The 16,125-nt window shown below is 68.9% G+C and carries 14 protein-coding genes; 9 read left to right on the top strand and 5 right to left on the bottom strand.

Going from position 1 to position 16,125, the window contains the following annotated elements:
• Window positions 1-76: 76 nt before the first annotated feature.
• On the bottom strand, window positions 77-769 hold the full coding sequence (locus tag ACIQF0_RS31275; protein ID WP_401035310.1) for an SDR family oxidoreductase: 693 nt from the start codon (window positions 767-769) through the stop codon (window positions 77-79).
• An 84-nt stretch (window positions 770-853) separates the two neighbouring features.
• On the opposite strand from ACIQF0_RS31275, the gene ACIQF0_RS31280 reads away from it, so the two are divergent.
• Window positions 854-1,684 carry a LysR family transcriptional regulator gene (locus tag ACIQF0_RS31280; protein WP_401035313.1) on the top strand — a complete coding sequence of 277 codons (831 nt, stop codon included), beginning with the start codon at window positions 854-856 and terminating at the stop codon, window positions 1,682-1,684.
• On the opposite strand, the gene ilvD is transcribed toward ACIQF0_RS31280, so the two are convergent.
• The 4 genes from ilvD to ACIQF0_RS31300 all read right to left on the bottom strand — a co-directional run bounded on the left by ilvD (window position 1,681) and on the right by ACIQF0_RS31300 (window position 7,177).
• The gene (gene ilvD, locus ACIQF0_RS31285; RefSeq protein WP_360034609.1) at window positions 1,681-3,369 is read right to left on the bottom strand and encodes a dihydroxy-acid dehydratase; all 1,689 of its coding nucleotides are present in this window, start codon (window positions 3,367-3,369) and stop codon (window positions 1,681-1,683) included. The genes ACIQF0_RS31280 and ilvD overlap by 4 nt on opposite strands.
• A gap of 19 nt (window positions 3,370-3,388) precedes the next feature.
• A complete protein-coding gene (locus ACIQF0_RS31290) occupies window positions 3,389-4,558 on the bottom strand; it encodes an alginate lyase family protein (RefSeq protein WP_401035315.1) in 1,170 nt (389 codons plus the stop codon).
• Between the two features lie 152 nt (window positions 4,559-4,710).
• Window positions 4,711-6,180, bottom strand: coding sequence for a DUF1996 domain-containing protein (locus tag ACIQF0_RS31295; protein WP_401035318.1), 1,470 nt, complete (start codon window positions 6,178-6,180; stop codon window positions 4,711-4,713).
• Window positions 6,181-6,274: 94 nt separating this feature from the next.
• Window positions 6,275-7,177, bottom strand: a complete 903-nt coding sequence (locus ACIQF0_RS31300; RefSeq protein WP_401035320.1) for a DUF4142 domain-containing protein — start codon at window positions 7,175-7,177, stop codon at window positions 6,275-6,277.
• 137 nt (window positions 7,178-7,314) lie between these two features.
• Here ACIQF0_RS31300 and ACIQF0_RS31305 point away from each other — a divergent pair, with 137 nt between their 5' ends.
• From ACIQF0_RS31305 to ACIQF0_RS31340, 8 genes are all read left to right on the top strand, one after another.
• Entirely contained in the window at window positions 7,315-8,073 is a 759-nt protein-coding gene (locus ACIQF0_RS31305) for an SGNH/GDSL hydrolase family protein (RefSeq protein ID WP_401035322.1), read from the top strand.
• Window positions 8,074-8,215: 142 nt separating this feature from the next.
• Window positions 8,216-9,610, top strand: a complete 1,395-nt coding sequence (locus ACIQF0_RS31310) for an ABC transporter substrate-binding protein (RefSeq protein WP_401035325.1) — start codon at window positions 8,216-8,218, stop codon at window positions 9,608-9,610.
• 49 nt (window positions 9,611-9,659) lie between these two features.
• On the top strand, window positions 9,660-11,477 hold the full coding sequence (locus ACIQF0_RS31315) for an ABC transporter permease (RefSeq protein ID WP_401035327.1): 1,818 nt from the start codon (window positions 9,660-9,662) through the stop codon (window positions 11,475-11,477).
• Window positions 11,474-12,166, top strand: coding sequence for an ABC transporter ATP-binding protein (locus ACIQF0_RS31320; protein ID WP_401035330.1), 693 nt, complete (start codon window positions 11,474-11,476; stop codon window positions 12,164-12,166). Before ACIQF0_RS31315 ends, ACIQF0_RS31320 begins: the two co-directional genes overlap by 4 nt.
• Window positions 12,163-12,816, top strand: coding sequence for an ABC transporter ATP-binding protein (locus tag ACIQF0_RS31325; protein WP_401035332.1), 654 nt, complete (start codon window positions 12,163-12,165; stop codon window positions 12,814-12,816). The genes ACIQF0_RS31320 and ACIQF0_RS31325 overlap by 4 nt, the downstream gene beginning before the upstream one ends.
• Entirely contained in the window at window positions 12,813-14,066 is a 1,254-nt protein-coding gene (locus ACIQF0_RS31330) for a choice-of-anchor P family protein (RefSeq protein ID WP_401035335.1), read from the top strand. The genes ACIQF0_RS31325 and ACIQF0_RS31330 overlap by 4 nt, the downstream gene beginning before the upstream one ends.
• Entirely contained in the window at window positions 14,063-14,371 is a 309-nt protein-coding gene (locus ACIQF0_RS31335; RefSeq protein WP_360034577.1) for a hypothetical protein, read from the top strand. The genes ACIQF0_RS31330 and ACIQF0_RS31335 overlap by 4 nt, the downstream gene beginning before the upstream one ends.
• Before the next feature lie 407 nt (window positions 14,372-14,778).
• Window positions 14,779-16,113 carry a cellulose binding domain-containing protein gene (locus ACIQF0_RS31340; RefSeq protein ID WP_360034571.1) on the top strand — a complete coding sequence of 445 codons (1,335 nt, stop codon included), beginning with the start codon at window positions 14,779-14,781 and terminating at the stop codon, window positions 16,111-16,113.
• Window positions 16,114-16,125: the final 12 nt, after the last annotated feature.

Below are 16,125 nucleotides of genomic sequence, written 5' to 3' on the forward strand. Positions count from 1 at the left end.
CTGTGAGCTCAATCGCGGGTGCCCACCGACCGGGTGACCGCGCCCTCAGGGCGGATTCAGCCGACCGGGCGACCCTTCACCAGGCGATGACGCCCTCGTCGTCGAAGAAGCCGCCGCGCGGACCGTCGTCCGGCAGGGTGGCGAGCCGCAGCGCGATCGCGGCGCCCTCCTCGGGCGTGCGCGGGGAGGCGAAGCCGGTGAAGTCGGTCGCGACGTAGCCGGGGCAGCAGGCGTTCACGATGACGTTCGTGCCCTCGAACGCCCGCGCGTACTGGACGGTGATGCTGTTGAGCATCGACTTCGACGGCGCGTACGCGGCCATGATCGGGCCGGTCCGCAGCGCCAGCGAGCCCATGTTGCTCGACACGTTGACGATCCGGGGCGAGGTGGCCCGGCGCAGCAGCGGGAGCAGCGCGTTCGTCACCCGGACGACGCCGAACACGTTGGTGTCGAGAACGGTGCGGACGACGTCGAGGTCCAGCGTCGTCGGATCCTGTGGCCCGGGCCCGCTGATGCCGGCGTTGTTGACGAGCACGTCGAGCCGTTCGAGCGACGCCGCGGCCTCCGCGACGCTCTCGTCCGAGGTGACGTCCAGCGCGACCCCGAACGCGTCGATTCCGTTGGCGCGCAGGCGTTCGACGGCCTCCTTGCGGCGGACGTCGTCGCGTGCGCCCACCGCGACCTCGAAGCCGAGCGCTCCGAGTCCTCGGGCGATGGCGAAGCCGATTCCCTTGTTCGCGCCGGTGACCAGCGCGGTCTTCTTGTTCACCTCTTCATGCTCGGCTCGCTGTGCGGGTGGTGTCCAAGATCGATTCAGTAATCTCTGATACCTCACGGGTATTAGGCTTGGTCCGTGGACGATCTGGAGACCCGCGAGCTTCGTTATTTCGTGGCCGTCGCGGAGGAGCTCCACTTCGGACGTGCCGCCGCCCGGCTCGGGATCGCCCAGCCGCCTCTCTCGCGGGCGATCACCCAGCTGGAACGCCGGCTCGGCGTGCGGCTGCTCGACCGCGATCGGCGCGGTGCGGCCCTCACGGACGCGGGCCGGGTGTTGTTGCGCGAGGCCAGAACGGCGCTCGACGCGGTCGCGGCCGCTGTTCGCCGAACCCGTCGTGCGGGAGATCCGGAGCGCCCGCTGGTGCTGGTGACGAAGGCCGGAGCGTCGCACGAGCTGTTGCGAGCGCTGCTCGACACGCTGGCCGAGCCGGTCGAGGTGCTGCTGTGCGAGGTGGGGGAGCAGGCGCACCGGCTGCGCGACGGGCAGGCCGACATCGCGTTGATGCACCGCCCGTTCGACGACCTCGCGGGGTTCGACACCGCCGACCTGCACACCGAGAGCCAGGTGGCGATCGTTCCGGCCGCGCACCCGCTCGCCGCCCGCGACAGCGTCACGCTGGCGGAGGTCAGCGCCGTGCCGGACCTGCCGATCGCCCGCTGGCCCCGGCTCGACGGGACCTATCCGGACGGCCCTGGCCCCGAGGTGCGCACCCAGTCGCAGCTCGCCCAGCTCGTGGCGCTCGGCAGGACCCTGCTCGTCATCCCCGCCTCCAGCCGCGCCTGGCAGTGGCCGGAACACGTCGCGGTGCCCGTCGTGGACGCGCCGGACGTGACGACGGTGCTCGCCTGGCCGCCGGGCTCGCCAGTGCAGTCACTGGTGCGCTCGGCGGCCGGGCTCAGTTTCTAGTCGCAGACCGCGCCACGTGAGGCCGAACCGACCAGCTTGGCGTACTTGGCGAGCACGCCGCGTTCGTAACGCGGAGGCAGCGGTGCCCAGCCTTCCTTGCGGCTGTCCAGGTCGGCGTCGACGTCGAGCGTGCCCTTGGCGACGTTGAGCGTGATCTGGTCGCCGTCGCGCACGAACGCGATGGGCCCGCCGTCGACCGCCTCCGGTGCCACGTGCCCGACGCACAGTCCGGTCGTGCCACCGGAGAACCGGCCGTCGGTGAGCAGCAGGACGTCCTTGCCGAGGCCCGCGCCCTTGATCGCCGCGGTGATCGCGAGCATCTCGCGCATGCCCGGCCCGCCCTTGGGGCCCTCGTAGCGGATGACCACGACGTCGCCCGCGGTGATGGTGCCGTCCTCCAGCGCGTCCATCGCGGCGCGTTCGCGGTCGAACACGCGCGCGGTGCCGGTGAAGACGTCCGAGTCGAAGCCCGCCGACTTGACCACGGCGCCGTCCGGGGCGAGCGAGCCCTTGAGGATCGTGATGCCGCCGGTGTGGTGGATGGGCTTGTCGAGCGCGCGCAGCACCAGTCCGTCGGGGTCGGGCGGATTGATGTCGGCGAGGTTCTCGGCGACCGTGCGTCCGGTGACGGTGAGGCAGTCGCCGTGCAGCAGACCGGCGTCCAGCAGCGCCTTCATCACCACGGGCACGCCACCGATGCGGTCGACGTCCGTCATCACGTGGCGGCCGAACGGCTTCACGTCGGCCAGGTGCGGCACGCGCTCGCCGATGCGGCTGAAGTCGTCGAGGCTGAGTTCGACGCCGGCCTCGTGCGCGATGGCGAGCAGGTGCAGCACCGCGTTGGTGGAGCCGCCGAACGCCATGACGACGGAGATCGCGTTCTCGAACGCCTCGCGCGTCATGATCTGCCGCGCCGTGATGCCCTTGCGCAGCATCTCGACCACGGCCTGGCCGGACCTTCTGGCGAATCCGTCCCGACGGCGGTCGGTGGCCGGGGGAGCGGCACTGCCCGGCAACGACATGCCGAGGGCCTCGGCCGCGCTGGCCATGGTGTTCGCCGTGTACATGCCACCGCAGGCGCCCTCGCCGGGGCAGATCGCGCGTTCGATCAGGTCGACGTCCTCACGGCTCATCAGTCCGCGCGCGCAGGCCCCGACGGCCTCGAACGCGTCGATGATCGTGACCTCTTTTTCGGTGCCGTCGGTCAGCGTGACCCGGCCGGGCAGGATCGACCCGGCGTAGAGGAACACGCTGGCCAGGTCGAGCCGGGCCGCCGCCATCAGCATGCCGGGCAACGACTTGTCGCAGCCCGCGAGCAGCACCGACCCGTCCAGCCGCTCGGCCATCATCACGGTCTCGACGCTGTCGGCGATCACCTCGCGCGAGACCAGCGAGAAGTGCATGCCCTCGTGGCCCATCGAGATGCCGTCCGACACCGAGATGGTGCCGAACTCCAGCGGATACCCGCCCGCCGCGTGCACGCCGTCCTTCGACGCCTTCGCGAGACGGTCGAGCGACAGGTTGCAGGGCGTGATCTCGTTCCACGACGAGGCGACGCCGATCTGCGGCTTCTCCCAGTCCTCGTCACCCATGCCGACGGCCCGGAGCATGCCGCGCGCGGCGGTGCGCTCCAGGCCGTCGGTCACGTCGCGGCTGCGTGGCTTCACGTCCGGTGTCTCGGTCATGAGCGCACGCTAGTCGCTTCTAGGAGGGGTTGGCTGCGTGAGTCAGCGTCTCCCAGGCGATGAAGAGGTTGTCGGTCCCGTGTGGACGATTCGACTCCGTGTAGATCTTGGTGTTCGCCATCGCGATGCCCAGCCGGGTGTTCAGCGCGTTGTAGCTGACCTCCGGCGTCGGCCCGAGCTCACGGGAGTAGCTCCCGCCGCACAGCCACGACGGCACCGGCTCACCGTTCTGGTACTTGGCGTGCAGGCCCCACGCGTGCCGCATGCGGTCCTTGATCTCGCCCCAGATGTCCTGGCCCTGGATCCGCGCGGTCTCGGCGAGGTGCGAGGCGGCACTCAGTCCGTACGCCGTGTGGGCGAAGTCCCGGCAGGTCTCCTGGGTGAGGCCGTCGACGAACGTGGACTGGTTGTGCCAGTAGGAGATGATCTCGGCCCTGGTGTCGATGCCGCTGCCCGGCGGCGTCTTCGGCAGCGCGCCGTCGGTGGTCAGGTAGATGAACGCCTGGATGCGGGTGCGGAAGATGCCGATCGCCTTGTCGTAGGCGGCCTTGTCCTCCAGGAACACCGCGATGCCGATCGACGCCTCCATCATGCTGAGTTCCCAGTTGCCGTTGGTGTTCGCGCGGCCGTTCTGGATCTCGGGCAGGTAGACGTTGCGCAGCATCGTGCCGAACCTGGCGCTGTTGGGCCAGGTTCCGTAGACGTGCTTGATGATCTCGGCGGCCTTGGGCCAGCTCGACGCCGACCACGCGGTCTGCAGCGGGGCGTTCGAGTTGGTGTGGTCGCGGATCGTGTTCGACCAGGCGTCCATGATCTGGATCGCCTTGGTCGCGTACCTCGCGTCGCGGGTGACGTACCAGGCCAGGGAGAGCGTGTAGGCGGCGAGCGCGTCCTCGCGTTCGTCGGTGCAGCCGTTGTTGGGATTGCTGACGGGGCCGCATTCCACGACGGCGCGGGGCTTCGGCGTGCGGTTCAGGTCGGCGTACTTCGACGCCAGCATGCGGTCGTAGGCGAGCTTCCACGGCTGTGCGCCGGCCAGGACCTTGGTGCGTACGAAGTCGAGCTGTGGCCGGGAGACGACGACTCCCGGGTGGACGAACGTCGCCGGTGCCGCCTGGGCTGAGCCGGTGACCGGGACCAGAAGGGATGCGAGCAGTGCGATCAGCACCGTGCAGGAGCGGGTGACCATGCGGCCAGTGTTAGTGGTCTATACCTTTGCGGTCAACCATCCCGGAACAAGATTCACGGTGGTGAACAAACCCAAGCGGGGCAACGAAAATCCCCCGGTGCGCGGGAGGGGCACCGGGGGATTTCGCCTATCTGAACTGCGAGGTCAGAGCGTCACTCGCGGCACTTCTTGCCGGAGTTCACGCAGTTGACGAGGCGGTTCATGATCTTCTGCGACATCACGTTGGCGAAGTCGTCGTGGTCGGTGAGCGGGTTGTGCTCCTCCTCCGGGAAGGAGTCGACCAGGTAGCGACCGTCCTTCTGGACGTCCAGCGGGATCTTGTAGGTCAGCGAGATGCGCAGCTGGGGAACGGCCTTGAAGCCCTTCTGGCACTTGCCGTTGGCGTCCGGGAACACGATGTGCTCGCGGTGCTTCTCGGAGTCGATGTTCTTGCCGTCCCAGCAGCTCGGGAAGTCGTGGATCCGCTTGACGTTCGAGCCCTGGGGGCAGATCGGGTACTTGTCCATCAGGACCTTGTCCTCGAAGCCCGTGCAGGTCCACGACGCCTTGGCGTTCTTCGGGCCGTTCTGGCCGGCCTTCGCGTCACCGTAGAGAATGCGGAGGAACTTCGGCATCGCGACGACCTTGCCGGTCGGGCTGCCGCGGAACTGCAGGTCGACGACGGCGGGGCGCTGGATCTCGCCCTCGTTGCCCTCGAGCTCGTTGTCCGCGTTCTCCTCGGGGTTGTTCTGCTGCTTCTTGGCCTCGGTGCCCTCGGCCTGAGCGGCGTCGGCGTTCTCGCCGCCGTTGTCGAGACCCTTCTCACCCGCGGCCTTGTCCTTCACCGCACACGCGGCGGCCGGGTTCAGGTCGGGAGCCTGCTTGCCCTGGCGGCTGAACGCCAGCATCATCCGGTTGAGGATGGCGGCGCGCTTCTCACGCGTCGGGCCGACGATGATGTTGTCCCGGTCCTGGGCCTTGGTGGAAGCGACCTTCTTCTCGGCCTCTTCGGTCACCTTCTCGATGTTCTCGAGTTCCTTGTCGATCTCCGCCTGGGCCGCGTCGGGCACGTCCTCGGGCAGCAGCGACGCGACGTCGGGGCACTCGAGGGCGGGCGCGGCCTTGTCGGCCTTGTCCTTGTCCTGCTGCGCCTTGTCGTCCTTCTTCGGCGGGGCCTGCTCCTCGGCCGGGGCGGCCTCTTCCGCTTCCTCGTCGATGATGCGCACGACGGGCCAGAAGTACGCGGACTTGTCGCCGTTCTTGCAGGTCGTGCCTGCCGCCTGCAGTGACTTGTTGTTGGAGTCCGCGTTCGTGGAGAGGTTGCCGACGTAGTCGTGCAGGTGCTGGGCACCGTTGCGAACTCCGGGCTGCGCGATGAAGTTGTCCGGGTTGAAGTGCCCGTTCTCGTTGCGGCCGCAGTTCACCGTGAACGTGCCTGTGGTGGCGTCGTTCTCCGGCTTTGGTTTTTTGACGTTCGGCTTCACCTTGGTGATGTCGACGAACAAGCTCTTGTCCGCACCGTCGGCGAGCGCGGAGCCATCAGAAGAACTGATGGCCACCACCGCGGCACCGCCCGCGACCACGGCCATCGCCGCCGCAGCGGCGGTGAGCCAGATCGTGGATTTCCTCCGGTGAATAGCCATTTGCCACCTCGTGGTAGTCCGATAAAACGGCATGGTGAAGCTGACGGCGGTATGGGGCCGCTATCTTCGGGATTGAACCTGGGTGTGCTGTTTTTTAGAACGAACGAGATTTCCGCCGTGATTTCTTCGATCGGGATATCATTCGCATCCCCACCAGCGCGAGCGCGAGCACCCCGATGGCGGCGAAGAAGACACCGTTGTTGTCCCCGAACACGCCTTGCTCGGCGGTGCGGGTGAACCTGGTGCCCTCCGGCACGGTCGGGATCACGCCGTCGGTCGGGTTCGCTGACTGGTCGGCAGCCTGGTCACCAGTCGCGTCCGGTGCCCCGGTGCTGTCCGCGGGGGGCGGTGGCGCGAGTGGCTGTGGTGACTCCAGTCCGGCGAAGTCGACGCGGCCGGTCTCCTCGAGCACCTTCATGTGGTCGAAGACGGTGATCATCGCTTGCGTGGAAAGGATGCGGATGAGCTCGTTCTTGGTGCCCGCCCGGATCTGCGCGGCATAGGCGTAGACCTTGCCGTGCGCCGCGCGGAGCCGGTTGGCGAAGACGGCGTCGAATTCGTCGCCGTTCGCCGCGTCCATCTCGGCGAGCCAGCCCTTCTGCTCGTCCGAGGCCTCGGTGGGCAACGTGTGGCCGAGCAGAACGCCCGCCCGGTTCACCACGTTGTCCAGGAGCGTGTGCCCCTCGATGAGGTGCTTGCAGGCCTCTTGGATCTTGGGCTGGTCGGCCCGCTTGGCCTTGCCCTTCTCGCCCGCGGGCTTCTCCCACAGGCCGGCCTGCTTGACCCGGTTCATGAAGTCCCGGTCGGCCGGTCCGAGCGGCCCCCACTGCGTCTGGACGATCTCGTCGCCCTTGCCGCCGCTGTCGGGCGGCGGGGTGGAGATGGGGGTGGACGGCGTCGTGCTCGGCTGGCCGACCGCGCTCCCGGTGTTCAGGAGCACCGCCAGCGCACAGCCGGCCAGCGCGACCATCAGTCGCGTCGGCTTCGCCAAGTCCATGGAGAGTCGCACGACCGGGGATACGGCCAGCAATGCGATGGCGCCTCAGTTCGAGACGTCTACGTTATCGAAACGTTATCGTCGCGGTCGCAACCCCGGCCGGATCTGGTCCGAATGCCCGACATAGGGTCGTGAGCATGAGCAAGCGTTTTGTGGCGTTGGGGGACTCGTTCACCGAGGGTGTGGGCGATGACGACGCCAGTCGACCGAACGGTGTGCGGGGCTGGGCGGACCGCGTCGCCGACGTGCTGGGCGCGGCGGATCCCGAGTTCACCTACGCCAACCTCGCCGTGCGCGGCCGGCTGATGCCGCAGGTGCTGGGCGAACAGCTTGAGCGCGCTCTCGCGATGAAGCCGGACCTCGTCTCCCTCTACGCGGGTGGCAACGACCTCATGCGCCCGAAGGTGGACATCGACGCGTTGATGCGTCGCTACCGCGCGGCCGTCGCGCGGTTGGTCACCGCGGGCGCGCGCGTAATCCTCTTCACGGGTGTCGACGGTGGTGAGGACCCGGTGTTCCGCAAGATGCGTGGTCGCGTGGCCATCTACAACGAGCACGTGCGCGCGATCGCCGCCGAACACTCATGCGTGCTGGGTGACATGTGGAACATGCGGCAGCTGCGCGACCGTCGCATGTGGTCCGCGGACCGGCTGCACCTCAACTCGCTCGGGCACACCGAGGTCGCGATCTCCGTCCTCGAAGGCCTGGGGGTCGAGCACGCGCTGGAGCGGACCCTGCTCGGCGTGGCTCCGCTGGTCGACCGTCGCGTGCGGCGGGCCGAGGACTGGCAGTGGGCCCGCGAGCACGTCGTGCCGTGGGTGATGCGGCGCGTGCGCGGGGAGTCCTCCGGCGACGTGATCCGGCCGCGCCGCCCGGAGCTGCTGCCGCCGTCGTAAGTAGAACGTGTTCCTTGACGCGGTCGCTTCTAACGAGGCGACCGCGCTTTGGTGACGGCCTTTCGCGCGATTCTTTGCAGATAGAACGCGTTCTAGAAGTTACTTGGGTCTGGATGGATGCAGATCCCTAACGTCAGTGCGCATGCGTCGCAGGACCGCACTGATCGCATTGATGATCTGCGCGTTGATCGCCGGCTGCGGAAGCAGGCTCACCGACGAGCAACGGGCCGCACTCGTCGTGCCTCAAGGAGGGTCGGCCGGCACCCAGGACGGCGTGGTGACCGGCGAGGACGGCGCGGCGTCCGAGGGCACCGCGGAGCAACCGGGCGCCGCGAACCCGCAGGAGCCCAACAAGCAGCCGAACCCGCCCGGCAGCATCGCGGGCGGCTGCCAGGGCACCGGCGGCGCCACGGACAAGGGCGTCACGGCCGGCGAGATCACGATCGCCAACATCTCCGACATCAGCGGCCCGGTGCCCGGCATCTTCCAGTCGGCGCAGCAGGCGACCAAGGCGTTCGTCGAGTACTTCAACGCCACCCAGGGCTCGGTCTGCGGCCGCAAGCTCAAGCTCGTCTCGTTCGACTCGCGCACCGACAGCGGCGGCGACCAGCAGGCCACCTCCCAGGCCTGTGAACAGGCTTTCGCGCTGGTCGGCTCGATGTCGGCGTTCGACCAGGGCGGCGGACCGGCGGCGGCCGGGTGCGGCATCCCGGACCTGCGCGCCTCGACCGTCACCGCGCAACGCCAGCGCACGGCCGTGAGCTTCGGTGTCGCGTCGAACGTCGTGAACCTCGTGTCGTCGGCGGGCCCTGACCTGGTCAAGTCGAGCTTCCCCGGCGGCATCAACGCCGCGGCGTACCTCTACCTCAACGCCGACGCGAGCGCGCAGAACGCCAAGAGCATGCAGAAGGCGGCCGAGGCCCGTGGGATCAAGTTCGTCTACTCGCAGGCCATCGACATCACCGACGTCAACTACGCGCCGTACGTGGCGAAGCTGAAGGAGACCGGCACCAAGATCGTCTACTGGATCGGGTCCGCGCAGTACGCGGTGCGGTTGCAGCAGGCCATGCGGCAGCAGGGCTACACGCCGGAGGCGTTCATCACCGACCCGTCCGCCTACGACCCGCAGTACATCAAGCAGGGCGGCGCGGCGGTCGACGGCACCGTCGTCTACACGAACGGCGCGCTGTTCGAGGAGTCCAACGCCCAGGTGGCGCTGTACAAGCAGTGGCTCGGCCGGGTGGCTCCCGGTGCGGCGCCCTCGTACTTCGGGATGTTCGCCTGGTCGGCGGCGCGGTTGTTCGTCACCACCGCGGCGAAGGTCGGGCCGCAGCTGACCCGCAAGGCGATGATCGAGGCGGTGCGCGGGGTGCACGACTTCACCGCCGAGGGGATGGTCGCGCCGCAGGACGTCGGCGGCAAACGGACTTCGGCCTGCATGACGCTGGTGCGGCTGAAGGGCGGGGCGTGGTCGCGGCTGGCGCCGGCGTCCGGGTACTCGTGCGGGACGTTGATCGACACGGGGGTGGGCGGATGACGGGGAAGCGTGCCTGCCTGGCCTTCGGCCTCGTCACGGGGAGCGGCGCATGACCGCACTCCTCGCGTACACCATCTTCGGCCTGGTCACGGGCGGCGCGTACGCCGTCGTGGCCGGCGGTCTCGTGCTGACCTACAGCACCTCCAAGGTGTTCAACGTCGGCCACGGCGCGATCGGCATGGTCATGGCGTTCCTCTACTGGGAGCTCGCCGAGAACCGCGGCCTGCCGCAGTGGCTCGCGCTGCTGCTCGTGGTGGGGGTGTGCGCGCCGCTGTTCGGGCTGGTGATCGAACGGTTCATCATGCGCCGGCTCGCGGGTGCGCCGGTCGGGATCACGCTGGTGGCCGGGGTCGGCGTGCTGGTCGGGCTGATCGGGGTGGCGCAGGTGATCTGGCCGCCGCAGGCACGTCCGGTGCGGCCGTTCCTCGATCAGCTCGGCGTCCACATCGGACAGTCGTTCGTCAGCGGGCACGACCTGGTGACGCTGGCCTGCGCGGTGCTCGTCGCGGGCGGGCTGTACGTGTTGCTGAACCGGACGCGGACCGGGCTCGCGATGCGGGCGTGCGTGGACGCACCGGAACTGGCCGCGCTCTACGGGACGCGGCCGCATCGTTTGTCGGCGCTGAGCTGGGCGATCGGGTCGGCGCTGGCCGCGCTGGGCGGGATCCTGCTGACGCCGGTCGTGCAGCTCGACTACGTGACGATGACGTTGCTCGTGATCACCGCGTACACCGCCGCGCTGGTCGGGCGGTTGCGGAGTCTGCCGTGGACGTTCGCGGGCGCGTTGGGGCTCGGGCTGGTGCAGTCCTACGCCGTCGCCTACCTGCCGTCCTCGCCGTTCTGGATCTCGTTCCGGGCGGCGATTCCGGCGTTGTTGCTGTTCGTCGTGCTGCTCGCGATGCCGCAGTCGCCGTTGCGCATCGGTGGTGTGCGGGGATCTCGCGGGGTGGCCGTGCCGAACGTGCTGACGACCGGTGTGGGCGCCGGGCTGTTCGCGGGTGTGGTCGTCGTGCTCGCGTTGCTGGTGGACTCCGTGGTGGCCGGGCAGCTCGCGCTGGCGCTGGTGTTCGGGATCGTGCTGCTGTCGATGGTGCTGCTCACCGGGTACGGCGGGGTGGTGTCGCTGGGCCAGTTCACGTTCGTCGGCGTGGGCGCGGTGACGGTGGCACGGCTGGGGAGTTCGTCGCCGTTGACCCTGCTGATCGGCGCGGGGGTCGCGGCGGCGGTCGGTGCGCTGATCGCGTTGACGGCGTTGCGGGTCAGCGGGTTGTACCTGGCACTGGCGACGCTCGGTTTCGCGCAGCTGATGGACAAGCTGGTGCTGCAGTCGCCGGTCGCGTTCGGGGTGCGGGGCAGTCTGCAGGTGCCGCGGATGGTCGAGTCGGCGACGGGCCAACTGTTGCTGGCGGCGGGTGTCTTCGTGCTGGTCGGGATCGGTGTGCTGGCGGTCAGGCGGGGCCGGCTCGGGCGGCGGATGATCGCGGTCAAGGACAGTTCGGCGGCGTGCGCGACTTTGGGGCTCAACGTGCGCTGGATCCGGGTCTGGGTGTTCTCGCTGTCGGCGGCGATCGCGGGACTGGCGGGCGGGTTGTTCGCGCAGCTGCGGGAAACCGTTGCGGCGAGCGACTTCCAGCTGTTCAACAACCTGCCGTTGCTGCTGTTCGCGGTGATCGCGGGCGTGACGTCGGTGTCCGGCGCGTTGCTCGGCGGGGCGCTGCTGATGTTGCTTCCCGTGCTGCAGAGCGGGTTTCCGGCGTTCGCGGGGGTGGCGGTCGTGCTGCTCGGCGTGGCCGCGGCCGGGCTCGCGCGGGATCCGAACGGGCTGGTCAGCTGGGGTTTCCGGGCCTGGTCCTGGCGGCGCGCATGAGCACGTTGCGGGTGGAGGGCGTGACGGTCCGCTTCGGCGAGGTGACCGCGGTCGACGACGTGTCGCTGGTCGTCGAACCTGGCGTCACCGGGCTGATCGGGCCCAACGGCGCGGGCAAGACGACGTTGTTCGACGTGATCAGCGGGCTCCGCAAACCGTCGTCGGGCCGGGTCACGCTGGACGACGCGGACATCACCTCGCTGGGCCCGCACCAGCGGTCCAGGCTCGGCGTCGCGCGGACGTTCCAGCGGCTGGAGGTCTTCGGCTCGCTGACGGTGTCGGAGAACGTGCTGGTGGCGCTGGAAAGCCGACGCCGGCCCGCGAGGCTCGCGCAGGAGTTGCTGGAACGGGTCGGGATCGCGGAGTTCGCCGGGAACCAGGCCGACACCGTCCCGACCGGCGCCGCACGACTGCTGGAGCTGGCTCGGGCGCTGGCCACCGACCCGGTGTTGCTGCTGCTGGACGAGCCGTCGTCCGGGCTCGACCGCGCGGAGACCGACGCGTTCGGTGCGTTGTTGCAGGAACTGAGCGCCGAGGGCCGTTCGGTCGTGCTGGTGGAGCACGACATGGACCTGGTGATGGGCTACTGCGACCACGTGCACGTGCTGAACCTGGGGCGGCTGCTGGTGTCCGGCACGCCCGATGTCGTTCGTGCGCACGAGGGTGTCCGGGAGGCGTATCTCGGATGATCGATCTGAAGGACGTCCACGCCGGCTACGGCCGGATCGAGGTGCTGCGCGGGGTGTCGCTCACCGTGCCGCGCGGCACGGTCACCGCGTTGCTGGGCCCGAACGGCGCCGGCAAGTCGACGCTGGTCAAAGTCCTCAGTGGACAGCTGCGGGCCACCTCCGGCCACGTCCACCTGGGCGGCGTGCACGTCAACGACGCCGCGCCCGACGAACTGGCGCGGGCGGGCCTGTGCACGATCCCGGAAGGCCGCGCGATCTTCCCGAACCTGACCGTCGCGGAGAACCTCCGTCTGATGCGCGGGGACGCCGACGTGGTCTACGACCGGTTCCCGAAACTTCGCGTACGGCACAAGCAGCTCGCCGGTTCGATGTCCGGTGGCGAGCAGCAGATGCTCGCGTTCTCCCGCGCGTTGATCACCGACCCCGCGGTGCTGGTGATCGACGAGCTCTCGATGGGTCTCGCACCGGTGATCGTCGCCGAGCTGTACGAGGTGGTGGGGGAGCTGGCGCGCTCCGGCGTCACGATGCTGATCGTCGAGCAGTTCGCCGAGACCGCCTCCGCCGTCGCCGATCAGGTCGTCGTGATGACGCACGGCGAGATCGCCGCCGATTCCGACCTCGCCACCGTCTACTTCGGAGGGACGTCATGAGGTACGCGCTCGTCCTGCTGCTCCTCCTGCTGTCCCCGGCGCCCGCGCGGGCTTCGGACATCGGCGGTTTCACGCTGTCCGCCCACGCCGCGCCGGTGTCCGTGCTGCTGCACACCGACCTGATCCCGGTGCCGGCCGAACCGCAGGGCGAGGTGCACCTCTCCTACACCCAGACCGAACTGGGCGCGGGCCCGATCGGCCGGTCGGTGGCCAGTTCGCTGTGGCCGGGCGCGGCCGTGGGCACCGGCCTGCCGCAACTGCTCGGCTTCGCCTACCCGATCCAGGCCAACGCGGCACACCCCGGCGGCCCGGCCGACCAGTCGCAACCGGGCATGCGCGCCGCGGCCGGCGCCGCCAAGGCCGAGTCCTACGCGGGCGCGAAGCAGGAGGTGCCGTTCCTGCTGACCGTCGACGGCCTGTCGTCGAGCAGCGTCAGCACGGTCAGCGCGTCCGAGGCCAGGTCCACGGCAGTCACGTCCGCGCAGACGATCTCGTTGCTGGCGGGCCTGGTCGTCATCTCCGGCGTCCGCTTCGAGTCGGTGGCCGTGAGCGACGGCAGCAAGGGCAGCGGCACCAGCACGTTCTCGGTCGCCGAGTTCACCGTGCTGGGCCAGAAGTTCCCGGTCAAGGCCCCGGACGCGCCGCCGGACGGGCTCCTGAAGGCGTTGGAACCACTGGGAATCACTCTCGCCTGGCCGACGTCGTCCACCACACTCGAAGCCACGTCCGCGACTTCGACCAGCCGCGGCCTGACCCTGACCGTCGACGTGCTCGCGTTGCGCACCAAGCTGGGCCTCGGCGGCATCCTGGACGGCATCGTGGCCCCGTTGCTGCCCAAGGAACTCGTGCCGCTGCTCAACCCGCTGCGCAAGATGGTGGTGGTAGTCGGCGACACCGAGGCCGTCGCGAACGCCTCCGTCTCCTCACCCTTGACCCCACCCGACGCACCGGCACCCGTCGTACCCCCACCGCCCGCGGCCGACGCACCACCACCGGCTCTGGGAGGCACGCCTCCCGTCGCGGGCGTGAACCCGCCGTCGAAGTCGGTGACTCCGGTCGCCTCGGCCCGAACCAGGCCGCGTTCACTGCTCGACTTCCCGGGCGTACCGGCGTTGCTGGTGCTCACCGGCCTCGGCGTCGCCGCGGCGGGAGCGTTCGGCATGAAGTCGTTCGGCACGTTCCTGCTGGGCGGCGCCCCCTGTCCCTCCGGACACCCGACCGGTGTCCCCGATCTGCGGGTGAACCCATGACGATCCAGGACCGGCGCCGCGCACGGATGCGCAGCGGGCTCGGGCTTGTCGGCACGATGCTGATGACGGCGGGCATCGCGGCGATCCTCTTCGCCTGGTGGGGCGTCGCGCACACCGGGTACACGTTCGAGCAGATCCCGTACGTCGTGTCGGGCGGGATCCTGGGCGTCGGACTGATCGGGGTCGGTGGGTTCCTCTACTTCGGGTCGTGGCTGACGAAGCTCGTGGAGGAGCAGCGGCAGACGACCTACGCGTTGTTGCAGTTGCTGGAGGAGCGGGACCGGGAGCGGGTGGAGCAGGTCTAGTCGTGTGACGACGATGATGGGTCTGCCGGCAGCCTGATCTGCGCGGCACGGACCTGCGGCCAACGACAACGTCAACGTTGGCGAAGAGAGGCACGCTGTGCGTGCTGCGAGACTGGCCCGGCGTCGAGGAGATCTCCGCCGGCGAGTTCGAACGCCTCTGGGCCACGGCCCGCGAACACCTCGAACGAGCCACCTGACACGGTCCCGGTCTCGGTACCGGTTTCACCCACGTCAGGGACTTTCGTCAGTGGTCAACTGACAACCATGTCAAGTGGACTGAGCGTGAGAGCGTTCTCTCGAACCGCGCTGACGAGGGCGAACGATGTCCGGTTCATCCCCTTGAACAGGTGGTTTAGACCAGTTAACGTGCCTGTCATCACGTACCCCCTGCACGTGAATGGAGCACCATGAAGAAGTTTCGCTGGCAGATCCTGACCATCGGCCTGGCGATAGCCACCGTGGTCGGAGGCGTTGTCGCCGCGCCCGCGAGCGGCGCGTCGGGCGTGACGGCGGCGTTCACCAAGACGTCGGACTGGGGCAGCGGCTACGAGGCCAAGTACACGATCTCCAACAGCGGCGGGTCCGCGCTCTCGTCGTGGACCGTCGAGTTCACGCTGCCCAGTGGGCAGTCGATCGCGTCGCTGTGGGACGGCAGCTATGCCGCCAACGGCCAGAACATCACCGTCCGCAGCACGTGGAACGGCAACGTTCCGGTCGGTGGCAGCACCAGTTTCGGCTTCACCGTGAAGGGTTCCGGCGCGAACCCGTCCAACTGCAAGGTCAACGGCGGTTCGTGCGACGGCACCGGCAACCCGCCGACGACGACCACGACGACCACCACCACGACGACGTCGAACCCGCCGTTGCCCGGCAACGGGCGTGGCGCGCCCTACCTGTACCTGGGCTGGGGTGACCCGCAGAACGCGACGCAGGTCATGAAGGACACCGGCGTCAAGTGGTTCACGCTCGCGTTCGTGCTGTCGAGCGGCGGCTGCAACCCGGCGTGGGACGGCCAGCGTCCGCTGACCGGTGGCGCCGACCAGCAGACGATCAACGCCATCCGCGCGGCCGGCGGTGACATCGTGCCGTCGTTCGGTGGCTGGAGCGGCAACAAGCTGGGCCCGAACTGCTCGACCCCCGAGGCGCTCGCTGGTGCCTACCAGCAGGTCATCAACGCCTACGGGCTCAAGGCGATCGACATCGACATCGAGAACTCCGACGAGTTCGAGAACACCGTCGTGCAGGACCGGATCATCACGGCCCTGAAGATCGTCAAGCAGAACAACCCCGGCATCCAGACGATCGTCACCTTCGGCACGTCGACCACCGGCCCGAACTTCTACGGCAACCGGCTGATCGACCAGTCCAAGGCGCTGGGCGCGAACATCGACGTGTTCACGCTCATGCCGTTCGACTTCGGCAGCTCCAACATCCGCACCGACACCATCGGCGCGGCCACGGGGCTGAAGAACAAGCTCAAGTCGACCTTCGGCTGGAGCGACGCCGAGGCGTTCAAGCACGTCGGCATCTCGGGCATGAACGGCCTGTCGGACCAGCGCGAGCTGACCACGGTCGACGACTGGACCGCGATCCGCGACTGGTCGAAGGCCAACGGCCTCGGGCGACTGGCCTTCTGGTCGGTCAACCGCGACCGCGGCGGCTGCGACGGCCAGGTGTCCGCGGGCTGCTCCGGCATCCAACAGGCCGACCTGGCGTTCACGAAGATCACCGCTGGTTTCTAGCCACGTCGGGTA

The organism is Lentzea sp. NPDC092896, from assembly GCF_044754905.1.
GTDB lineage: Bacteria > Actinomycetota > Actinomycetes > Mycobacteriales > Pseudonocardiaceae > Lentzea.